Raw genomic sequence first — 22,039 nt, 5'->3', positions numbered from 1 at the left:
CCCTCCCGCAAGCGGGAGGGGAATGCGCTGCCGGCGGCGCTCACGATTCCACACTTTCGCCTTGGCGGTGCTGGCTTTCGATGCGTTCTACCAAGCCGTCCTTGAAGTGAACCACCGTCCTCGCGAACGCGGCCATGTCGGGTTCGTGCGTGACCATCAGAACCGTGATGTTCTTCTCCGCGTTCAACCGGGTGAGCAGCTGCATGATCTCCACGGAGCGTTCGCTGTCGAGGTTGCCGGTCGGTTCGTCGGCAAGCAACACGTCGGGGCTGGTCACCAGCGCGCGGGCGATCGCGACGCGTTGTTGCTGACCGCCTGAGAGTTCGGCGGGGGTGTGGTCCCACCAGTCCGCGAGGCCGACCGTCTCAAGGCTCGCCATCGCCGCATCGCGACGCGCGCGCTTTTCGTCGCCGCGGTAGAGCAAGGGGAGTTCGACATTCTCCAGTGCGGACGTGCGCGAGAGGAGGTTGAAGCCCTGGAACACGAAGCCGAGATATTTGCGACGGAGCAGCGCGCGCTGGTCGCGGTCGAGTGTCTCGACATGATACCCGCGGAACAGGAAGGTCCCGTCGGTCGGCACGTCGAGGCAGCCGAGGATGTTCATCGTCGTCGACTTGCCCGACCCCGACGGCCCCATCACCGCGACGAAATCGCCCGCCGCGATGTCGAGGTCGACGCCCTTGAGCGCCTGGAACATCGTCGCGCCCTGCCCATACGTCTTGGTGACGCCGCGCAGGGAGATCAGCGGTTCTGCCGGGGGCGAATTACTGGCCACCGCCCCCACCCTTGCTCGCGCCGCCCGAGCGACGGGCGCCGCCGCCGCTGCGCTTGGTGTCGTCCGACCCGCTGGCCAACTGCCCGGTGATGACCTGCGCGCCGGGCTGGAGGTTGCCCGACAGGACTTCGGTCATCGTGCCGTTGGTGTCGCCGGTGGTGATCTGCACGGCTTGCGGCGTGCCGTCCGCACCCTTGACGTAGATCGTCTGCTGCGCGCCGCGGCCGAGTGTCGCGGTCCGCTCGGCGCCGCCGCCGCCACGACGCGGACGGAAGGTCAGCGAGCCGGCGATGCCGCCGCCCGCGTCGCCCGTTGCGGCGGTCGGCTTGAAGCGCAGCGCGGCGTTGGGGACGAGCATCACGTTGCGCTTGTCCGAGGTGACGATGTCCGCGGTCGCGGTCATGCCGGGGCGCAGCGTCAGCGACGGGTTCGCGACGGTGAGGTCGGCCGCGTAGGACACGACCTGGCCGGTGGTCGACGTCGTGGTCGTGGTGCTCGACGAGGTCGCCGAGCTGACCGTCAGGTTCGAGCCGAGATCGACGCGGCTGATCGTCGCGGGGAAGGTCTGGCCGGGGAACGCGTCGACCGTGAAGCTGGCCTTCTGGCCGATCTTGACCTCGCCGACGTCAGCCTCGTCGATCGCGACCTCGAGCTTCATCTTGGTGAGGTCTTCGGCGATCACAAACAGCGTCGGCGTGTTGAACGACGACGCGACGGTCTGGCCGGGGTCGATCTGTCGCGCCAGCACCACCCCGGTAACAGGCGAGCGGATGATCGCCCGCGCACGCTGCGTCTGGTTCTGCGCAAGGAGGGCGCGGCTGGCGGCGACGTTCGCTTCGGCGACCTTCTGCGCTGCGACGGCGCGCGCGTAATCGGCGCGGCCGGTCTGGAGCTCGGTCTTCGACGGAACGCGGCCACCCGACAGGCGCGAGACTTCCTCGAGGCGGTTCAACTGCGCGCGGGCTTCGGCGACGGTGGCCTGCGCCTGCGCGACCTGCGCCTGGTTGGCGGCGAGCTGGGCGCTGGTCTGGCGGATCTGGTCGTCGAGCTGTTCGGGATCGATCAGCGCGAGCGGCTGGCCCGCGACGACGCGGTCGTTGACGTCTACGACGACCTTGGTGACGAGGCCCGACAGCTGCGAGCCGACCGTGACCTGAGTCGTCGGTGCGAGCTTGCCGGTGGCCGAGACCGTGACCGTCAGGTTGCCGCGTTGCGCCGCTTGCGTCGAATATTGCGTCTGTTCCTTCGCGCCGAAGCACTTGGCGAGCAGCAGGCAGAGCAGGACCACGCCGACCGCGATCACGACCCACTTTATGTAGCGTTTCCAGGGGGCCTGCGGCTTTACGCCGAGGAAGTCGTCGATCGATGCGTCGGCCATCAGCGTGCCTCTGGATTGGATTGGGGCGCTTCGGGGATCACGGTGGAGTCCCAGCCGCCGCCGAGTGCGGCATAGAGTGCGATCAACGCGGTCGCGGCATCGGCGCGCGCTTGCGTCGCGCCGTTGCGCGCGGACAGGAGCGCGGTTTCCTGCTGGTTGAGCGTGGTGAAATCGGTGAGGCCGGTGCGGTATTGGCTGCGGCTGAGGATCGCGGAGTTGTTCGACGCGTCGAGCGCGATCGCGAATTGCCGCTCGCGTTCCTGCGCGGTCTGGAGCGCGACGACGGCGTTCTCGACGTCCTCCAGCGCGGTGAGGATGGTGGACTTGTAGAGCGCGAACGCACCGTCGGCGGCGGCTTCGCTGGTGCGGACCTGGCTTCGCAACCGGCCCCCGTTGAAGATCGCCTGCGTCAGGCCGGCGAACAGGCTGCCGGTAATCGCGTCGCCGATGTTGCCGATCGAGGTCGCGTTGGTGTTGAGGTTACCGGTGATCGCGAGCGCGGGATAGAGCTGCGCCTTGGCGACGCCGATCCGCGCGGTGGCGGCGGCGAGCGCGCGTTCGGCGGAGCGGATGTCGGGGCGCTGGCGGAGCGTGTCGCCGGGGATGCCGACGCCGACCGCGGCGGGGCCGGTCGGGATCGCCTTGACCGGTGCCATCATCGTGCGGAGCGTGCCGGGCGCCTGGCCGGTCAGCACGCCGATCCGCGCGACGGCGGCGGCATATTGCTGGTCTAGGCTGGGGATCGTCGCGGCGGTCTGCGCGCGCTGGGCGCGGGCCTGTTCTGCGTCGACGCTGGAGACGAGCCCGGCCTGGACGCGGAAACCGGCGATTTCGAGGTTGTCGTCCTGGATCGCGAGCGAGGCGCGGGCGTTGGCGAGCTGCTGCTGGTAGAGGCGGGCGAGGACGTAGTTGCGCGCGACCTCGCTCTCGACCGAGATCAGGACGGTGGCGTAGTCGAAGCCTGACGCGGCGTAATCGGCGCGGCTCGCCTCGACGGTGCGGCGGATTTCGCCGAAGACGCCGACCTGGTAGCTGGCGCTGGCGCCGAGCGTGAAGCTGTTGGCGCCGCCGCCGCCGGTATCGACGACGGTGCCGTCGGGGAGCGTGAACGACCGCCCGCCGCCGCGGACATTCTCGTTGCGCTGATAGCCAGCCGACCCGCTGAGCGTGGGAAGCAGCGACGCGCGGTTCTGGATCAGGCTCTCGCGGGCCTGGCGGAGGCGCGCGACGGATTGCGCGATGTCGAGGTTGGCGGCGGCGGCCTGCTCGACGAGCTGGCCGAGGACGGGGTCGTCGAACTTCTGCCACCAGCGGGTCAGGTCTTCGGGCCTGGTTTCAGGGGTGATCGAATAGGCGTCGGGGACGCCGAGCTCGGCCGCCGCCTTTGGGTGGTAGTCCGGGCCGACGGTGCAGCCGGCGAGTAGGACGCCTGCCGATAGGACGGGTGCGAAGAGAAGAGCGCGGACGCGGGACATGGGCGGAGGAATGGCCGCCGTCCCTGCCCTAGTCCAGCGGTTTTGTGTCGCGAGGTGTCGCAGGCGGGGTGGATGCTCTGGAGGTGCAGGGCGCCAAGCGATGCGGCGGCGTCATTGGTTACTATCCTATCGCTGGGGTTGGAAGACGGGATCGGGGGAAGACGGGGCCCGTCTTTCTCCCCTCCCTGGAAGGGAGGGGCTGGGGGTGGGTCGGCCCGCTCGTGCCACTGGCGTTCCGTGATGCGGAAGCCGACCCACCCCCTACCCCTCCCTTTCAGGGAGGGGAGAAGATTCCCGAAGGTGGGCCGGCGCCGGATGTCGCTCCGCCCCAGTCATCCCGTCTACAGCCACCCCGGCGAAGGTCGGGGTCCAGTTGGAACGTCTGGTGCAACGGGGCGCAGCGTGGATCATTGCCGTCCCCCCAACTGGGCCCCGGCCTTCGCCGGGGGGGGGTGCCAGTGAGGTTGGTGGGGTTGGTGAGGCTATTATGCCGTTCATCTCATACACCGTTCTCCCGCGAAAGCGGGAGCCCAGGGTTAGGGGGGTATCGCTGCTTGATCCTGGGCTCCCGCCTTCGCTGGAGAACGGTAGAGGTGCGAGCCACGCCCTTTCCCTTTCCCGTCCCTCTTCTCCCCAAAACCCCGACCAAAATTAATCGAACCGCCTCCGTTACAATTTTGCAGTGCAGCGGAACGGAGCGGCACCTCTGCGGGTTGGGGGATCATGCTAGCCGAACGCCAGCCCGCGACTGATGTCCTCGCGCCGCCGCTTGCCGTGCTCGATCCGCCACTCGTGGCCCTCGACAATGTCAGTCTGTTCTTCGATTTCGACGGGACGCTCGTCGATCTCGCGCCAACCCCCGATGCCGTCCTGGTCGATCAGCGCCTGCTCGACCGGCTCGATACGCTCGCCGAGCGCTTCCCCGGACGCGTCGCGATCATCAGCGGGCGGTCGATCACGCAGCTCGATGCGATGCTCGGCCGCCACGCACAGCTGTTCGCGGTCGCCGGCAGCCACGGCGCGGAACGTCGCACTCCCCAAGACGGTCACGTCGCTGCCGACCGCCCCGCCTCGCTCGAAGTCGCCGCCGAGGCGTTGCGTGCCTTCGCCGATGCCAACGGGCTCGTCTACGAAGCCAAGAGCCTCGGTGCCGGGCTGCACTACCGGATGGCGCCGGACTTCGAACCCGAGGCCGTCCGCCTCGCCGAGGATCTCGCCGCCACCCACGGCCTCACGCTCCAGCGCGGCAAGATGATGGTCGAGCTGCGGACCCCCGGCGACAAGGGCGCGGCCTTGCGCGAACTGATCGCAGCGCCGACAATGGCAGGAAGCATGCCGTACTTCTTCGGCGACGACGTCACCGACGAAGACGGCTTCGAGGCCGCGCGTGCCCTTGGTGGCGCGGGCATTCTCATCGGCGAGCCGCGCCCGACCGCAGCCGCCTACCGCCTGAACGACGTTGCCGCGCTCCGTGACTGGATCGCCGCCATATTGGAAACACGATGACCGCACCTACCCAAAAAGCCGACATGAACCTCTGGCCGATCGGCAATTGTCAGGTCTCCGCGCTGATCGACAAGACCGGCACGTTCGTCTGGGGCTGCGTGCCGCGCGTCGATGGCGACCCGGCATTCTGCGCGCTGCTCGGCGGCGATGCGCCCAAGACCGGGTTCTGGGCGATCGAACTCGAAGGCGGCGCGAAGACCACGCAGGCCTATATCCGCAACACGCCGATCCTGGTGACGCGGCACGAGGACGAGGCCGGCAACGCAGTCGAGGTGATCGATTTCTGCCCGCGCTTCGTCCGCGAAGGCCGGACCTATCGCCCGACCAGCTTCGTGCGGATCGTCAAGCCGGTCGCCGGCTCGCCGCGGATCCGTATCCGCATGCGCGTCGCGACGAACTGGGGCAAGCCGACCGAGCATACGCAGGGGTCGAACCACATCCGGTTCCTGATGGACGACCAGACGCTGCGCCTGACCACCGACGCGCCGGTCGGGCATATCGTCGGCGAGAACTGGTTCCGACTCGAGCGCCAGATGCACCTGTTCCTCGGCCCCGACGAGAGTTTCGCGGGCGTGCTGCACGAGGCGGCGGAGGCGATGCTGTCGCGGACCAAGGACGAGTGGCGCCACTGGGTGCGTGGGCTCGCGACGCCGGTCGAATGGCAGGACGTCGTCATCCGCGCGGCGATCACGCTGAAGCTGTGCCAGCACGAGGAGACCGGCGCGATCGTCGCCGCGCTCACCACCTCGATCCCCGAGCATGAGGGGTCGGAGCGCAATTGGGACTATCGCTACTGCTGGATTCGCGACGCCTATTATACCGTTCAGGCGCTCAACCGGCTGGGTGCGCTCGACGTGCTCGAAGGCTATCTCGAATATCTGCGCAACATCGTCGATGCGTCGAAGGGCGGCCATGTCCAGCCGCTCTACGGCGTCGGCGGCGAGTCGACGCTGATCGAGCGGATCGAGGCGGATCTGCCCGGCTATCGCGGGATGGGTCCGGTCCGCGCCGGCAACCAGGCGTACGAGCAGATCCAGCACGACGCGTACGGCCAGATCATCCTGTCCGACGTGCAGGCGTTCTTCGATCGCCGGCTGTTCCGGATGTCGAGCGTCGAAGATTTCAAGAGCCTCGAACTGGTCGGCGACCGCGCGTGGGAGACGTACGACAAGCCCGACGCGGGGCTGTGGGAGCTGCGGACCAAGGCGCACGTCCATACCTATTCCGCCGCCATGTGCTGGGCGGCGTGCGATCGGTTGGCCAATGCGGCTGGGGTGCTCGGGCTGGAGGATCGCCGCACCTTTTGGAACGCACGCGCGGACACGATCCGCACGACGATCGAGCAATCGGCATGGCGCGAGGATACGCAGCGTATCTCCGCGACGTTCGGTGGCGACGATCTCGATGCGAGCCTGATCCAGCTGCTCGACCTGCGCTTCTTCGCGCCCGACGATCCGCGGTTCCAGTCGACGCTCAAAGCCGTCGAGGATGGGCTGCGACGGGGGAGCCATATGCTGCGCTATGCGACCGAGGATGATTTCGGCCTGCCGCATACCGCGTTCAATGTCTGCACCTTCTGGCTGATCGAGGCGTTGCACGCGACTGGCCGGACGGCCGATGCGCGCGAGCTGTTCGACGAGATGGTCGCGCGGCGGACGCCGGCTGGCCTGCTATCGGAGGATATCGATCCGAACACCGGCGAGCTGTGGGGCAATTATCCGCAGACCTATTCGCTGGTCGGGCTGATCAACTGCGCGGTCCTGCTTAGCAAGCCGTGGAGTGCCGTCCGATGAGCCGCCTTGTCGTCATCTCGAACCGCGTCCAGTCGGTCGATGCGCCTTCGGGGAACCAGGGCGGCCTCGCCGTCGCGCTGCTCGCCGCACTTCGCGAGAAGGGGGGCGTGTGGTTCGGCTGGTCGGGCGAGACCACCGAGACCTTCACTGGGCACATCAATTTCCAGCAGGGCAAGGGCGTCACGACCGCGACGATCGACCTCGAAGAGCAGGATTTCGACGAATATTATAACGGCTATGCGAACCGGACGCTGTGGCCGCTGTTCCATTACCGGATCGACCTGACCGAGTTCGAGCGCGACTTCTCCAGCGGCTACGCGCGCGTCAACAAGCGGTTCGCGGAGACGGTGTTACCGCTGATCGAACCCGACGATCTGGTCTGGGTGCACGATTATCACCACGTCCCGCTCGGTCGCGAATTGCGCAAGCTGGGCGTCGAGAACAAGATCGGCTTCTTCCTGCACATCCCGTGGCCGCCGATGGCGATGCTGCTGTCGCTGCCCAGCCACCGTGCGCTGGTCGAATCGATGTTCGCGTACGACGTGGTCGGGTTCCAGACGCAGGACTGGCTCGACAGCTTCCTGCACTACGTCACCAGCCAGCTCGACGGCGTGGTCGGCGAGGATGGCTGGGTGACGGTCGGCGATCGTACGATCAAGGCGATCACCACGCCGATCGGGATCGAGACGGCGGACTTCGAGAAGTCGGCGAACAGCGACGCGGCGCGGCATTCGAAAGAGCGGATGTATATGTCCGCGACCGGGCGCAGCCTGATCGTGGGCGTCGACCGGCTCGATTATTCGAAGGGTCTGGCCGAGCGGTTCGCGGGCTACGAGCGCTTCCTCGGGTCGCATCCGGATCGGCGCGGGCTGGTCTACATGCTGCAGATCGCGCCGCCTTCGCGCGAGAAGGTCGACACGTATCAGGAGATTCGCGCGAACCTGGATTCGATGTCGGGACGGATCAACGGCGAATATTCGGATATCGACTGGACGCCGATTCGGTACGTGAACCAGGGCTTCCCGCGGGATGTGTTGGCGGGAATCTATCGCGCGGCTCGCGTCGGGTTGGTGACGCCGCTGCGGGACGGGATGAACCTGGTCGCGAAGGAATATGTCGCGGCGCAGGACCCCGAAGATCCGGGCGTGTTGGTGCTGTCGCACTTCGCGGGCGCGGCGACACAGTTGAAGGACGCGGTGCTGGTCAATCCGTACAGCCCCGAGGAGATGTCCGACGCGATCGACCGGGCGCTCAAGATGCCGCTGGCGGAACGGAAGGCGCGCTGGGAGAAGCTGATCGACAACGTCCGGAAAGAGGACGTGATGTGGTGGTGCGAGTTGTTCATCACCGCGCTCGAGGCGGTGCCGGAGCACGTCGAGGCTTAGGACCGTTCCCACACCCACTCCGTCATCCTGACGAAAGTCAGGACCCAGGGTCACGAGCGCTATCGTTTTTGGCTCTGGGTCCTGACTTTTGTCAGGATGACGTGGCGTGTGTGGAAAGGTTAGGCGCCATCAGCAGGCGGTTGCGCGGGATCGCTTCAGGCATTTCCTCGCGGATATACTTCAGCAACGCTTCCCGCACATCACACCGCAGATCGAACGCGATCGCCGCATCCTTGGCGGTCATCAGCCCGCGCAGTTCGATACAGTCGGTCTTCACGTCCGTCACCTGAAGGTTGTAGAACCGCTTGTCCCAGCGCGGGTTGGACGTGATGATCTCCCCCAGTTTCTCGCGCAGCCGCGGCACGTCCGCCGACGGATCGAGATACCAGAACACCGACCCCATCAGCTGGCTCGTCTCGCGCGTCCAGTTCTGAAAGCTCTGTTCGAGGAACTTCGAGACCGGCACGACGAGCCGGCGTTCGTCCCAGATCTTGATGACCACGAACGTCAGGTTGATCTGCTCGACCCGCCCCCATTCGCCGTCGACGATCAGCACGTCGTCGATCCGGATCGGCTCGGTGAAGGCCATCTGCACGCCAGCGATCAGGTTCTTCAGTGCCGGCTGCGCAGCGGCACCGACGACCAGGCCCGCGATACCCGCCGATGCCATCAGCGTGACGCCGATCGAGCGGATGCCGGGAACGCTCAGCAGCATCAGGCAGACGCTGATGAAGATGATGAAGAACGTGCCGATGCGTCCAAGGATCGCGGCGCGCGTGCGCTTGCGGCGGGCGCGGAGATTGTCCTCGACCGAGATGTCGGCGCGGATTTCGATCACGTCCTGGAACGCACGGAGAGCCGCGACCGCGAGCCAGCCGAGCAAGGCGGGGACGAGGAAGCCGAGCAGCTGCTTCCACAGATCCTCGATGTCGTTGTCCATCGGCAGGATCCGCGCGACGAATGCGACCGATACCGACACGAACACCGCGCGCAGCGGGCGGCGGACGCGGGCGAGGACAAGGCCGTCGGTCTTGGCGGTCGAGCGGCGCTGCGCATGGCCGGCGATCCGCATCGTCAGCCAATGCGCGACCAGCGCGACGAGGACGGCCGCCGAGACGACGGCGACACTCTCCAGCCAGACCCATTCGGGGGGTATGTGGAGCGATCTAAACATGCGCATTGTGGCGCAACTCTCGGGGGAACGGTGATGTTCCGCTGCAGTGCAGCATTTTGGTTGGGGGCGGGCTTCGGGTTGATCGGGCAAGGCTTCATTCGCTGCAGCCACTGCCCGGCGCAGGTCACCACCCCGGCGAAGGCCGGGGCCCAATTTGGGGACGGCTGTAACGATGCGTAGTCCACCGTTACTGTGACCCTTCCAATTGGGCCCCGGCCTTCGCCGGGGAGGTAGCGGTCAGATAGTTTGCCTCGTCGTCACAAGCGATCCGGGATGACGCCCCGCCCCGATCATGCCAGAACCACCCGACCATGATCGCCCAGAGAATCAGACACTTCCTGAGCGAAGAGAACTGGCAGTTCGCCGAACACGAACGCCCCATCCTCCCCGGCTCCCCAGGCTCGCCGCTCCACCCGAGACACCGCCAGATCGCCTATGCGCTGATCGGCATCCTGCTCGGGCTGACGGTCGGGTTCGGCAACGCGTTAATCAGCGCCAACACCTACACGCTCCAAGGTGCGCTCGGGCTCGATCCGGCGGAGATCGCGTGGCTGCCGACCGTCTACGTCATGACCAACGTCAGCATAAACCTGCTGATGATCAAATTCCGCGCGCAGTTCGGGCTGCGGCCGTTCGCGATGATCTTCCTGATCCTCTACGTGCTGATCACGCTCGCGCATCTGTTCGTCCACGGCTTCGCGACCGCGATCGCGGTGCGCGCGATCAGCGGGATGGCGGGCGCGGCGCTGAGCAGCCTGTGCCTCTATTACGTGATGCAGTCGCTGCCCGCGAAATGGCGGCTGAAGGCGGTCGTGCTCGGCATCGGCATCCCGCAATGCGCGACGCCGCTCGCCCGCCTCTTCTCGCCCGACCTGCTCGCGATGTCGCAGTGGCGGACGCTGTATTTGTTCGAACTCGGGCTCGCGTTGCTCTCGCTCGCCGCGGTCGCCGCGCTGCGCCTGCCGCCCACGACGCGGAGCAAGGCGTTCGAGCCGCTCGACTTCCTGACCTTCGTGCTGTTCGCTGGCTCCACCGCGCTGTTCGCCGCCGTCCTCGGGCTCGGGCGGATCGTATGGTGGACCAACGCGCCGTGGATCGGCTGGGCGCTGATCGTCGCGATCCCGATGTTCGCCGCTGCGATCGTCGTCGAGCACCACCGCGCCAACCCGCTGCTCAACACACGCTGGCTCGGCAGCGCCGACATCGTCCGCTTCACGATCGTCATCGTGATGGCGCGGATCGTGCTGTCGGAGCAGACCTATGCGTCGGTCGGGCTGCTGACCGTGCTGGGCCAGAACAACGACCAGCTCGTGCCGTTCTTCCTGATCATCTTCGTCGCATCGGTCTGCGGCTTGATCGCGAGCGCGGTGACGCTCGACGTCGAGCGGCTCGGCCACCCGATCATGCTCGCGATCGGCCTGGTCGCGGTGGCGGCATGGTTCGATTCCTACGCGACCAGCCTGACGCGCGCGCCGCAGATGTACGTGACGCAGGCGATCATCGGCTTCTCCGCGACGTTCTTCCTCGGGCCGGCGTTGCTGTTCGGGATGACCCGCGCGCTGAAGGAAGGCGCCGGCCATATCATCAGCTTCATCGCGCTGTTCGGGATCATCAATTCGCTCGGCGGGCTCGGCGGCACGGCGTTGCTCGGCAGCTATCAGGTGATCCGCGAGAAGGCGAACAGCGCGGCGCTCGTCCAGCAGATCTCGCCGACCGACCCGATCGTCACGCAGCGCATCGCCGCCGGTGGTGCCGCGGTCGGCCGGGTGATCGTCGACCCGACGCTGCGCAATGCCGAGGGCGCGGCGATCCTCTCGCAAACCACGACGCGGGAGGCGAACGTGCTTGCGTATGCCGACGTCTTCCGGTTGATCGCCGTTCTTGCTGGCGCGACGTTCGGGTATCTGCTGTTCCTGCTGGCGAGACGGGCGCGACGCGAGCGACGGGCGCGGCTTGAGGGCCCGGTTGAGGGGACGACATGAGCGACGCACGCAGCCCGGTGGCCGAGGGGCCGGCGACCGAAGAGAAGCAGGCGGAGGCGACCGCTGTACCGGTCACGCCGGTCGGCTCTGGCTGGCGTCCACAACCGCCGAGCCGCAACGTCATCATCGTTATCGTCCTGCTCGTGATCGCTGGCGTGTGCGCGGTGCTGGCGGCGTGGCGCCTGCCCCCGTTCGCGACGAGCTATCAGTCGACCGACAACGCCTATGTGCGCGGGCGGACAACGGTGATCAGCCCGCAGGTCAGCGGCTATGTGACGCAGGTGCTGGTGCGCGACTTCGCCGATGTGAAGCAGGGCGATCCGCTCGTGAAGATCGACGACCGCATCTATCGCCAGCGCGTCGATCAGGCGCAGGCGCAGGTCGACGCGCAGGCTGCCACACTCGCGAACAGCCGGCAGACGGCGGCCAGCCGCGAGGCGACGTTCGCGGCGCAGGACGCCGCGGTCGCCAATGCCTCGGCGCAGCTGATGCGCGCGCAGGCGGACATGGCGCGCGTCAACGACCTCGTGACGGACGGCTCGGTGTCGCTGCGCGAACGCGACCAGACGCTGGCGGCGTTGCGGCAAGCGCAGGCGCAGGTCCAGCAGGCGAAAGCCGCGCGGGAGATTGCGCGACAGGATATCCGCACGGTCGAGGTCGGTCGTGGTGGCCAGCAGGCGGGGGTGTCCGGTGCCGAGGCTGCACGACAGCTTGCCCGGATAGACCTCGCCAACACCGTGATCCGCGCGCCGGAGACGGGGCGATTGAGCGAGGTCGGCGTGCGGCTCGGGCAATATGTGACGGCGGGATCGCAGTTGATGTTCCTGGTGCCGCCGGAGACGTGGGTGATCGCCAACTTCAAGGAAGCGCAGACCGCGCGGATGGTGGTCGGTCAGCCGGCGTCGTTCACGGTGGACGGGTTGGCGAACGCGCGGCTGACCGGGCGGGTCGAGCGGATCTCGCCCGCGGCGGGGTCGGAGTTCGCGGTGCTGAAGGCGGACAATGCGACGGGCAACTTCACCAAGGTGCCGCAGCGGATCGCGGTGCGGATCCGGGTGGATGCGGGACAACCGCTCAGCGCACGGTTGCGGCCGGGGATGTCGGTGCAGGCACGCGTGGACACGGCCGGCGGGCCGGGTGTTCGGTGATGGGCCACCGTAACCGCGGACTTCCCCCCTCCCTGGAAGGGAGGGGTTGGGGGTGGGTCGCTCTCGAGGGAGTGCTGTCTCCAGCCCCAGGCCTCCCCACCCCCGCCCCCTCCCTTCCAGGGAGGGGGGAAGTCCAGCAGATCGTGCACGCGAGCGCTCCGGCAAAAGCGTCCACGGTCGCAAATGGCGGTAGGCCGTTAGAAAACGGTACGCTTGCAAACCGGTCCACCCCGGCGAAGGCCGGGGCCCAATTGGGCAACGGTGGTAATGAAGCGCAATCCACAGTTACTCCCACCTTCCCAATTGGACCCCGGCCTTCGCCGGGGGGGAAGCGGTTTGCGCGATCGTACTCGCTCAGGTCGCATCAGCCGTTAAAAGCGAAATCGGCGAGAACGGCCCTCACCCTCACCCTCGCCGTCCTCGCCACCGGATGCATAGGCCCCCGCCCTGAGCCCCCCGCGACAACCGCCGCCGCCCCGCCCCCAGCCTGGCGCACGGCGCTTGGCACCGGCGCGCCGATCCGGGCGGACTGGTGGAGCGCGTTCGGCGATCCGGTCCTCACCGGTCTCGTCGCCCGAGCGCTCGCTAACAGCCCCGACCTCGGCTCAGCCGCCGCGCGGATCGACGAAGCGCGCGCCGCGGCCCGCCTGGCGCGCGCGCAACAGACGCCTCTCGTCAGCGGCTCGGCGCCCAGCACCACCGGCCAGACCGTCAGCCCGTTCGGCACACCCTCCGACGCGATCGGCGCGCAGCCGGCGGTGTCGATCAGCTACGACCTCGACCTCTTCGGCCGCCTCCGCCTCGCGAGCCAAGCCGCCCGCGCGCAACTGCTCGCCAGCGAAGCGGCACGCGACACGGTAAGGCTCGGCATCGCGAGCAGCGTCGCGACCGGCTACATCACGCTCCGCGCGCTCGATCAGCGCCTCGCCGTCGCGCGCCAGACGCTGGCGGCCCGCGCGGAAGGCCTGCGGATCGCGCGGCGGCGCGCCGAGACCGGCTACACCTCTAACCTCGAACTGCGGCAATCGGAGGCGGAATTCCACGCCACCGAACAGCTCGTCCCTGCGGCGCAGCTCGCGATCAGCCGGCAGGAGAATGCGCTGAGCCTGTTGCTCGGCGACAATCCCGGCCCGATCCCGCGCGGGCGGACGCTCGACCAGTTGGCCGCACCGGCGATCCCCGATGGCCTCCCCGCCGACCTGCTCCGCCGCCGCCCCGATCTCTTCCAGGCCGAGCAGACACTCGTCGCGACCGACCGCTCGCTCGACAGCGCGCGTGCGGCGATGTTGCCGAACCTCGCCCTGACCGGCTCGGCGGGCGTGGTGCTGTCGACCGCGCTGGCGAACCCGATCGCGGTGTTCTCGATCGGCGCGAGCGTGCTCAGCCCGATCTTCGACGGCGGCCGGCTGGGGGCACAGGCCGATGCCGCCACTGCGCGCCGCGACCAGGCCGCGTTCGCGTATCGCCGGACTGCGCTCCAGGCGTTCCGCGAGGTCGACGACAGCCTGGCGGGGGTGCAGCGCTCGGGCCAGCAGGCGGTCGCGCTCGCCGGGCAGCGCGATGCGCTGGCGGGGGCGTTGCGCAATGCGTCGAACCGGTACCGCGCGGGATATTCGGCGTATATCGACCAGCTCGATGCGCAGCGCGGGTTGCTGACCGCGGAGCTGTCGCTGGTGCAGGCGCGGGCGGATCGGCTGACCGCGTATGTGACGCTGTACCAGGCGATGGGCGGGGGCTGGTCTCGTGCGGATGCCGAGGCGGTTCGGCGATAGTCGCGACCCGCACGCTCGTCACCCCGGACCTGTTCCGGGGTCCACCGTTCCGCAAACTCGATGGTGGAGAGCATGCGGAACGGTGGATGCCGGAACGAGCCCGGCATGACGGAGTGGATTACGCAGTGTTGCGCCTCCCAACCCTCTACCGCATGCATTTTCCTGCCACACTTAGCCCCTACAGCCTCACCCCATGAAGGCCATCATCCTTGCCGCGGGTCACGGATCGCGGTTGCTGCCGCTGACGCTCACCACGCCGAAATGCCTGGTCGAGGTGGGCGGTCGCGCGATCCTCGATCACCAGCTCGACGCGGTCGCCGCGGCCGGGTTCGAGAGTGCGGTGGTGGTCGGCGGCTACCGGATCGACCAGATCGCCAAACATCTGAGCGCCCGCGACGGCGGTCTGCCAACCGAGCTCGTCTTCAACCCGTTCTGGTCAATCGCCAACAGCATCGGCAGCGTCTGGGCGGCGCGCGCGTATCTCGACGCGCCGTTCGCGCTGATGAACGGCGACACGCTGTTCGACGCGGCGATCTTGCGCGCGGCGCTGGCCGATCGGGGCGCGGATACGGGATCGGCCGTAAAGCTGGTGATCGAGCCGCTGGTGACGCCGGGGCTCGACGACATGCTGGTCGAGGCGGACGGCGACGCTGTCGTCGCGGTCGGCAAGCATCTCGTCGGGCACCAGGCCACCGATCGCTCGCTTGGGCTGATCGTGTCGACCGGCGGCAGCGCCTATGCCGACGCGTTGCGCGCGGTGATCGGCGAGGAGGACGGCATCCATGCCTATCACCACGCCGTCGTCCGCCGCGCCGCGGAGACCGTCGGCGTCCGCGCGGTGCGGATCGCGGGCGACGTCCGCTGGCAGGAGATCGACCGCCCGGAGGACATCGCGCTTTGGCAGCGCGACCATGATGCGCAGGCGGACGGCACTTTGGGATCATGACGCGGAAGGTCGCGTTCCTGTTTCTTGGCGAGACGCTGCTGATCCCGCATCTCTACCCGATCGTCGAGGCGCTGGCCGCGACGTCCGACGTGCCGATCGAATTGTGGGTGAGCACGTCGGTGCACGAGACGTTGCTGGCGCGGTGGACCGCCCCTTTCCCGACCGTCCGGATTCGCCGCGCGCCCGGATTTCGCGCGGTCGAGGATGACGGCAGCGGGCGCAATCCGGTGCTGCCGGCGAAGATGCCGATGCTGCTCCGGCTGCTGCCGTATCTCCGCAGCGCCGCAGTGGTGGTGTGCGCGGAGCAGACGAGTCTGTGGCTGCCGCGGTTGTTTCCGATGCGGTCGAAGTTCGTGAAGACCTCGCACGGTGTGGGCTCGATGAGTGCGCGCGACGACCCGCGCCGGCGTGCGGCGGCGTTGACGCTGGTGCCAAGCGAGCTGGAGCGACGGACGTATCTCGACCGTGGGTTCGCGCCCGAGAAGTTCGTCGCGACGGGCTATGTGAAGGCCGATTTTACGCACCGCACGCATGCCGCGCCGCCGTTCGCGGATACGCGGCCCGTGGTGCTGTATACGCCGCATTGGCAGCAGCATCGCTCGTCGTGGTGGCGCTGGGGGGCGGACGTGGTGCGGCGGATCGTCGCGGACAGGCGCTACAACCTGATCTTCGCGCCGCATCAGCGTCTGATCGAGCGCGCGCCCGAGGTGGCGGATTTGATGCGCGAGATCGGAGATCTGCCGCATGTCCACTGCGACATCGACGGGTTCGCGATGGTCGACGGGAGCTATACCGGCGTGGCGGACGTGTATCTCGGCGACACGTCGAGCCAGGTGATCGAGTTCCTGATGCGCCCGCGGCCCTGCGTGTTCCTCAATGCGGGGGCGGCGGCGTGGGAGGGGGATCCGAACTACGCGATGTGGGTTTGCGGGGAGGTCGTGGACGACGTCGCGGATGTGATTGCTGCACTAGACCGCGCGGCGTTGGCGCATGCGGACTATGCGGCGGTTCAGGCGGAGTTTGCCGGGCAGTCGCTCGGGGCGGTCGAGAGGGGCGCGGCGCGCGGCGCTGCGGAGATCCTTCGACTACTGGAAGCCACGCCGGCCCGTTAATTCTCCACCACCCCGGCGAAGGCCGGGGCCCAATTGGGGGCGTTGCCAACGAAGGACTGCGCGAGGTTACTCCGGTCATTCCAACTGGGCCCCGGCCTTCGCCGGGGTGGTTGCGGTCGGGGTGGTGGTTCGGGAGGTATGTGCCTCCACCCACTCTCCCCCTCTCGCTTTCACGACCAGATCGGGTAACGGGTGCGGGATGGTAGATTCGACAGCCCCTACGCCAGCGCTCCGGACCGTCCGGGCGAACGACACGCTGCTCTGGGGCATGACCAATGCCGAGCGGATCCGGCGGATCGGCGTCGCGCAGGGGTTGGCCCCGGATACCGACGACAGCACCGGCCCCGTCATCCTCGCCAACCTCGCCTACGCCTTCGATCCGGTCTGGATCGCGCATCTGAAGTCACGCCCCGGGACCGTCGTCACGCGCACCGGCGTGCCCGTGCTAGCGCATGTCCGCGACGCCGGCGAACGCGATCGCATGACTGCGGCGATGCTCGGCGAAGCGCCGCTGGTGACCGGGCTGACCGTAATCGCCGCCGAGGCCGAGGAGGGCATTCTCAACGAAGCGCTCCGGAAACGCGAACGGCCATTCGCGGAACTGCTCACCCCCGCCGCGGTGCCGGCGATCGAGCGGGCGAGCTATGTCGGCGCGTACAAGGGCGTCACCGACCTGCTGACCAAATATCTGTGGCCCGAATGGGCGCTGGCGATCACGCGGATCTGCGCACGCGCCGGGATCACGCCGAACCAGGTGACCGCGCTCGGCTCGGTGCTGTGCATCGTCGCCACCGTGGCGTTCTGGTATGGCTGGTTCTGGACGGGGCTCGCCACGGGCCTGTTCTTCATGGTGCTCGATACCGTCGACGGGAAGCTGGCCAGGTGCACGATTACTTCCTCGAAGCTGGGGAATGCGTGGGATCACGGCGTCGACCTGGTCCATCCGCCGTTCTGGTGGTGGGCCTGGGCCGCCGGCTGTGCGCCGTACGGGCGGCCGCTCGAGGACGGCGTGTTCTGGGCGGTGATCGGGACGATGCTGTTCGGCTATGTCGCGCAACGGCTGATCGAGGGGGCGTTCATCGTCCGGTTCGGGATGCACATCCATGTCTGGGAGCGGTTCGACAGCTGGTTCCGGCTGATCACCGCGCGGCGGAACCCGAACATGGTGATCTTGTTCGCGGGGTTGTTGGTGACGCGGCCCGATTGGGGGATCATCGGGGTCGCCGCGTGGACCGCGATCTCGCTGGTGGTGCATCTGGTGCGGCTGGTGCAGGCGATGCTGCGCAAGGCCAGGGGCGAGACGTTGGTGAGTTGGCTGGCGTAAAGCTTCGTCGAGCCGCCCCCCTTTTTACGCCGCCACTACCCCTTCCGTTCGTCCTGAGTAGCCGTCGAGTAGTCGCCGAAGGCGGCGTATCGAGAGGGCGTATCGAAGGACAGGTTGCCGCGCGGAACCCATGCTTCGATACGAGCCCTCGGTACGCTCCTGACGGAGCTACTCGGTCTCTACTCAGCACGAACGGAGATGGGGGATGCGGGAAGCTCTATCCCTCAACCAGGACTTTCGGCCGCCCGATCCACCACAGGCAATAGATCGCCAGAGCATACAGGAACCGGCTGTAGTCCCGCCTCCCCGCGCGGTGATCGGCGAACACCTTGTCGACCGCGCCCGTACGCCACATCCCCTGCTCCCGCACGCCGCTGTCGCGCCAGAGCTGCTCCGCATAGGCCCCGAAATCGCCGGCGAACCACGCCGCCAGCGGCATCTGGAAGCCCTGTTTCCGCCGGTCGAGAATCCCCTCCGGCAGCCACGGTGCGATGGCCTGCCGGATGACGTATTTACCGATCTTGCCGTGCAGCTTCATGTCCGCGGGCATCGACAGCGCGAGGTCGACCATCCCCTGCCCCAGCATCGGCACGCGCACCTCTAGCGAATGCGCCATGCTCGCGCGGTCGACCTTGGTCAGCATCGCGCCGGGCAGGTTCAGCGCGAGGTCGGCGAGCCCGAACTGCTCAAGCGTGTCGGTCGAGATCGCGTCGGGATCGGGGAAATATTCCGCGACCAGCGCGGCGATCCCGCCCTCCTCCTCGGCGATGAACTCGGCCGAGAAGATTTCGCGGCGGAAGGCTTCGTTCGTGATCTGCGTCTTGGCGAAGAACCGCGCGATGCCGTTCGGAAGCGCGGCGCTGCCGGTGGTCTTCCGCCAGCGCTGCAACACCGCGTTCGCATGGCGTGAGGGCAACGTCGGCACCGCATCCAGCGCCCGCGCCAAGCGACGCAACGGCGCCGGCAGCGCCCCGATCCGCCGCTCGGTCGCATGGCGCTTATACCCGAAGAACAGCTCGTCGCCGCCATCGCCCGACAGCGCGACCTTCACCTCCTGCGCGGCGATCTGGCTGACGTACCAGGTCGGCACCGCCGACGGATCGGCGAACGGCTCGTCGTAACAATGCTGGACCTCGGGGAGCATCGCCTGCGCATCGGCCAGCTCTAGCGTGCGCGTGACATGGTGGCAGCCGAGATGCCGCGCGATCGCCTCGGCATGCGGCGACTCGTCGAAGCGCGGGTCGGGGAAGCCGATCGTGAAGGTGCGGACCGGGCGGTCCGACACCTGCGCCATCGCAGCGACCACCGCGGACGAGTCGACGCCGCCCGACAGGAACGCGCCGACATCGACGTCCGCGACCATCTGCTTGCCGATCGTGTCGAGCCATTCGTCGCGGAACCGCTCGATCCACTGCGCCTCGGACCGCGGCTCGGCGGGATGATAGGCCGGCGTCCAATAAGCGCGCATCGTCGGCGTACCGGTCGCCTCGACGGTCATCACGTGACCCGGTGGCAGCGTCCGAACCTGCGCGTAGATCGAGCGCGGGGTACGGACATGGCCGAAGCTGAAATAATCGTGGAGCGCACGACGATCGACGTCGAACGCCATGCCGGGCAGCAAGGTCAGCGTCTTCAGTTCAGAGCCGAACGCGAAGCCGGCGCTCTGGTCGGTATAATATAGCGGTTTGATCCCGATCGGATCGCGCGCGAGGATCAGGCGTCGGGCGTGCGTATCCCACACCGCGACCGCGAACATCCCGTCGAGTTTCGCCCACACCTCGTCGCCCCAGCGTTCGTAGCCCGCCAGGATGACCTCGGTATCGCCCGCGCTCTCGAAGATGCGCCCCAACGCCTGCAACTCGCGCCGCAACTCGCGAAAATTGTAGATTTCGCCATTGAACACAAGCGCATAGCGGCCGTCAGGCGAGTGGAACGGCTGGTGCCCGCCCTCGATGTCGATGATGCTCAACCGGCGCATCCCGAAACCGAAATCGCCATCGGTCATCACGCCCTGGTCGTCGGGCCCGCGGTGCAGGATCGCGTCGCACTGCGCGGTCACGAGGCGGGGCGAAACCGCACCGCTACCCCGTGCGTAAAGGCCGGCAATTCCGCAGATGACGAACGATCCCTCGCATGACGGCAGCACCGCCGCCCGAACGCGCGCGGTCTAGGAGCCGCCCGCCGCTTTGTCACCTTTGGGCGCCCCGACCCCTTCTTCACACCTCGCAGCCCCCGAAACCTTGCCGCACCCGCCGTCGCACTCTAGGGGCCGGTCGCAGATGGTTCAGGACCCCGCTCCTTCTCCGGCCCCGGCGGATGCGCCGGCACGTGCCGGCACGACCGGGATTTTCCGGGCGGCGGCGCGCAACCTCGGCTGGCTGCTCGCCAGTCGCAGCGTGCTGGCAATCCTGTCGCTCTTCTATCTCGGGTTCGCGACGCGCACGCTGGGCGTGGTGGACTTCGGCCGGTTCGCGCTGATCTCGGGTGCGGCACAGGCACTGGCGACCTTCGTCGGCTTCCAGACGTGGCAGATCATCGTCCAATATGGTGTCGAGCCGATCCAGCAGGGCGACACGCCGCGGCTCGCGCGCCTGCTCCGGTTGTCGGCGATCCTCGACATCTGCAGTGCGCTGGTCGGTGCCGTGCTGACCGTGGCGATCCTTTTCGCGTGGAGCGACGGCTTCGGCATCCCGCCCGACCTGATGCGCGACACGCTGATGTTCGCGGTGGTGCAGCTGATCACGATCCGCTCCACCCCGCTCGGCATCCTGCGGCTGCGCGACAAATTCTCGCTGTCGGCGGTGGCGGACAGCATGACGCCGATCATGCGCTTCGTCGGCGCGGGCGCGGCGATGATCTTCGAACCGACGATCCGCGGCTTCATGCTCGCCTGGGCGATCGCCGAGATCGTCACCGCCGCGACCTATTGGATCATGGTCGCGCGCAGTGGCGACCTGCGCCTGCTCGCGAGCGGCCGTGGCACGTGGCAGCAGGTCCGCGACGAGAATCCCGGCATCGTCCGCTTCTCGCTCAGCACCAACGCCAGCGCGACGCTGGGCCTGTCGAGCAAGCAGATCCCGCTGCTGCTGGTCGGTGCGTCGATCGGCCCGGCAGCGGCGGGTGCGTTCCGGCTGGCGACCCAGCTGGCACAGGCGCTGGCGAAACTGTCGCAGATGCTGTCGCGCGCCGCCTTCCCCGAGATCGTCCGCGCGGTGCGGACCGCCGAGCCGTCGCGCCTGCGCCGCATCCTGGTGCGGACGATGCTCGCCAGCACGGCGGCGGCGCTCGTCATCCTCGCGATCGTCGCGCTGGTCGGCGAGCCGATCCTGAAGCTGGTCGGTGGCAAGTCGTTCGGCGGCGCGTATCCGGTACTGTTGTGGCTCGCCGCCGCCGGGTGTTTCGACCTCGCCACGGTCAGCCTCGACACGGTGATGACCGCGCTGCACCGCGCCGGCACGGTGTTCGCGATCCGCGCGGTCGGAGTCGGCCTGCTGTTCGTCGCGGCATTCGTGCTGATGCCCGCCTATGGATCGGCGGGGATCGCCGCGGCGGTCGCCACCGGATCGGTCGCGGTGGCGATCCTGCTGGGGTTCGCAGCGGCCCGGATGACCCGCACGCCGGACGAAGCGCAGCCCGCATAGAGCCCCGGGCGCTTGCGATAAACGCCCTGTTCACGTCGCAAATGTCATCTGCGCGCCGCTCTATCGCCACTATTTTCGGGTCTTAGTCTGCCAATGAACCATGTAATTCTTATGGCGCTGGGTGCGGCCGCCGTGCTCGCGCCGGTCCAGGCGCGCGCCGCCGAGACCTGCGAGGGCACACCGGGCAATGGCAACGCCAAGCTGATCGTCGAGGCGACGACGATGCACAACCATGTCGGCGAAGTCGCCTTCACGGTCTATCCTGACGACAAGAAGCGGTTCCTGGCGAAGGGCGCGAAGCTGGCGCGCGCGCGCGTGTCGGCGGCGAACCCGCGTGCCTGTTTCTGGCTCAAGCCCGGCTATTACGCGATCGCGCAATATCACGACGAGAACAGCGATCATGATTTCAACCGGACGCTGTTCATGCCGAAGGAAGGCTTCGGCTTCTCCAACGACGCGCCGACCTCGATCGGGCTTCCGTCCTTCGAATCGGCCCGTACGGCCCTGCCTGCCTCCGGCACCGTCGTACGGATGAAGATGCGGTATCGCCGATAATATGCTGCCGGACTGCGCCTGACGCGGAACGGAAATCTTGCTGACACAAATTTGTAGCGGTTCTGTACCGTGA

16 protein-coding genes are annotated in these 22,039 nt (G+C 67.7%); 11 read left to right on the top strand and 5 right to left on the bottom strand.

What is annotated here, in order from left to right; genetic code table 11:
• Positions 1-40: 40 nt before the first annotated feature.
• The 3 genes from U1737_RS00470 to U1737_RS00460 form a co-directional block, all read right to left on the bottom strand.
• Positions 41-697 (bottom strand): ABC transporter ATP-binding protein, encoded by a 657-nt coding sequence (locus tag U1737_RS00470; protein WP_332795617.1) that lies wholly within the window; start codon positions 695-697, stop codon positions 41-43.
• Between the two features lie 67 nt (positions 698-764).
• Positions 765-2,153, bottom strand: a complete 1,389-nt coding sequence (locus tag U1737_RS00465) for an efflux RND transporter periplasmic adaptor subunit (protein WP_332795204.1) — start codon at positions 2,151-2,153, stop codon at positions 765-767.
• A complete protein-coding gene (locus U1737_RS00460; RefSeq protein ID WP_332795203.1) occupies positions 2,153-3,628 on the bottom strand; it encodes an efflux transporter outer membrane subunit in 1,476 nt (491 codons plus the stop codon). Before U1737_RS00460 ends, U1737_RS00465 begins: the two co-directional genes overlap by 1 nt.
• A 723-nt stretch (positions 3,629-4,351) precedes the next feature.
• Between U1737_RS00460 and otsB the strand changes: the two genes are divergently transcribed.
• Genes otsB through U1737_RS00445 form a run of 3 tightly spaced genes read left to right on the top strand, consistent with a single transcriptional unit; the run spans position 4,352 to position 8,312 of the window.
• Entirely contained in the window at positions 4,352-5,134 is a 783-nt protein-coding gene (gene otsB / locus U1737_RS00455) for a trehalose-phosphatase (protein WP_332795202.1), read from the top strand.
• Positions 5,131-6,927 carry a glycoside hydrolase family 15 protein gene (locus tag U1737_RS00450; protein ID WP_332795201.1) on the top strand — a complete coding sequence of 599 codons (1,797 nt, stop codon included), beginning with the start codon at positions 5,131-5,133 and terminating at the stop codon, positions 6,925-6,927. The genes otsB and U1737_RS00450 overlap by 4 nt, the downstream gene beginning before the upstream one ends.
• Complete coding sequence (locus tag U1737_RS00445) at positions 6,924-8,312, top strand: alpha,alpha-trehalose-phosphate synthase (UDP-forming) (protein WP_187502689.1); 1,389 nt, start codon at positions 6,924-6,926, stop codon at positions 8,310-8,312. The genes U1737_RS00450 and U1737_RS00445 overlap by 4 nt, the downstream gene beginning before the upstream one ends.
• Before the next feature lie 91 nt (positions 8,313-8,403).
• Here the strand turns inward: U1737_RS00445 and U1737_RS00440 are convergent, their stop codons facing one another.
• Entirely contained in the window at positions 8,404-9,492 is a 1,089-nt protein-coding gene (locus U1737_RS00440) for a mechanosensitive ion channel family protein (RefSeq protein ID WP_248521260.1), read from the bottom strand.
• A 305-nt stretch (positions 9,493-9,797) separates the two neighbouring features.
• Here U1737_RS00440 and U1737_RS00435 point away from each other — a divergent pair, with 305 nt between their 5' ends.
• The 6 genes from U1737_RS00435 to U1737_RS00410 all read left to right on the top strand — a co-directional run bounded on the left by U1737_RS00435 (position 9,798) and on the right by U1737_RS00410 (position 17,770).
• On the top strand, positions 9,798-11,468 hold the full coding sequence (locus U1737_RS00435) for an MFS transporter (protein ID WP_332795200.1): 1,671 nt from the start codon (positions 9,798-9,800) through the stop codon (positions 11,466-11,468).
• On the top strand, positions 11,465-12,616 hold the full coding sequence (locus tag U1737_RS00430) for an HlyD family secretion protein (RefSeq protein ID WP_332795199.1): 1,152 nt from the start codon (positions 11,465-11,467) through the stop codon (positions 12,614-12,616). The genes U1737_RS00435 and U1737_RS00430 overlap by 4 nt, the downstream gene beginning before the upstream one ends.
• A 251-nt stretch (positions 12,617-12,867) precedes the next feature.
• Complete coding sequence (locus U1737_RS00425) at positions 12,868-14,388, top strand: efflux transporter outer membrane subunit (protein WP_332795198.1); 1,521 nt, start codon at positions 12,868-12,870, stop codon at positions 14,386-14,388.
• Positions 14,389-14,581: 193 nt separating this feature from the next.
• Positions 14,582-15,334: a phosphocholine cytidylyltransferase family protein gene (locus U1737_RS00420; protein ID WP_332795197.1), complete on the top strand. Its 753-nt coding sequence runs from the start codon at positions 14,582-14,584 to the stop codon at positions 15,332-15,334.
• Entirely contained in the window at positions 15,331-16,446 is a 1,116-nt protein-coding gene (locus U1737_RS00415; RefSeq protein ID WP_332795196.1) for a CDP-glycerol glycerophosphotransferase family protein, read from the top strand. The genes U1737_RS00420 and U1737_RS00415 overlap by 4 nt, the downstream gene beginning before the upstream one ends.
• A gap of 199 nt (positions 16,447-16,645) precedes the next feature.
• Positions 16,646-17,770 carry a CDP-alcohol phosphatidyltransferase family protein gene (locus tag U1737_RS00410; RefSeq protein ID WP_332795195.1) on the top strand — a complete coding sequence of 375 codons (1,125 nt, stop codon included), beginning with the start codon at positions 16,646-16,648 and terminating at the stop codon, positions 17,768-17,770.
• A gap of 217 nt (positions 17,771-17,987) precedes the next feature.
• Here the strand turns inward: U1737_RS00410 and asnB are convergent, their stop codons facing one another.
• Positions 17,988-19,916 (bottom strand): asparagine synthase (glutamine-hydrolyzing), encoded by a 1,929-nt coding sequence (gene asnB / locus U1737_RS00405; RefSeq protein WP_332795194.1) that lies wholly within the window; start codon positions 19,914-19,916, stop codon positions 17,988-17,990.
• A gap of 133 nt (positions 19,917-20,049) precedes the next feature.
• On the opposite strand from asnB, the gene U1737_RS00400 reads away from it, so the two are divergent.
• Positions 20,050-21,411 carry a lipopolysaccharide biosynthesis protein gene (locus U1737_RS00400; protein ID WP_332795193.1) on the top strand — a complete coding sequence of 454 codons (1,362 nt, stop codon included), beginning with the start codon at positions 20,050-20,052 and terminating at the stop codon, positions 21,409-21,411.
• Between the two features lie 93 nt (positions 21,412-21,504).
• Positions 21,505-21,966 carry a DUF2141 domain-containing protein gene (locus tag U1737_RS00395; protein ID WP_248521275.1) on the top strand — a complete coding sequence of 154 codons (462 nt, stop codon included), beginning with the start codon at positions 21,505-21,507 and terminating at the stop codon, positions 21,964-21,966.
• Positions 21,967-22,039: the final 73 nt, after the last annotated feature.

The sequence above is a fragment of the Sphingomonas fucosidasi genome (genome assembly GCF_036663855.1).
Classification (GTDB): Bacteria; Pseudomonadota; Alphaproteobacteria; order Sphingomonadales; family Sphingomonadaceae; genus Sphingomonas; species Sphingomonas faeni_B.
This window is presented reverse-complemented; position numbering and strand designations above follow the sequence as displayed.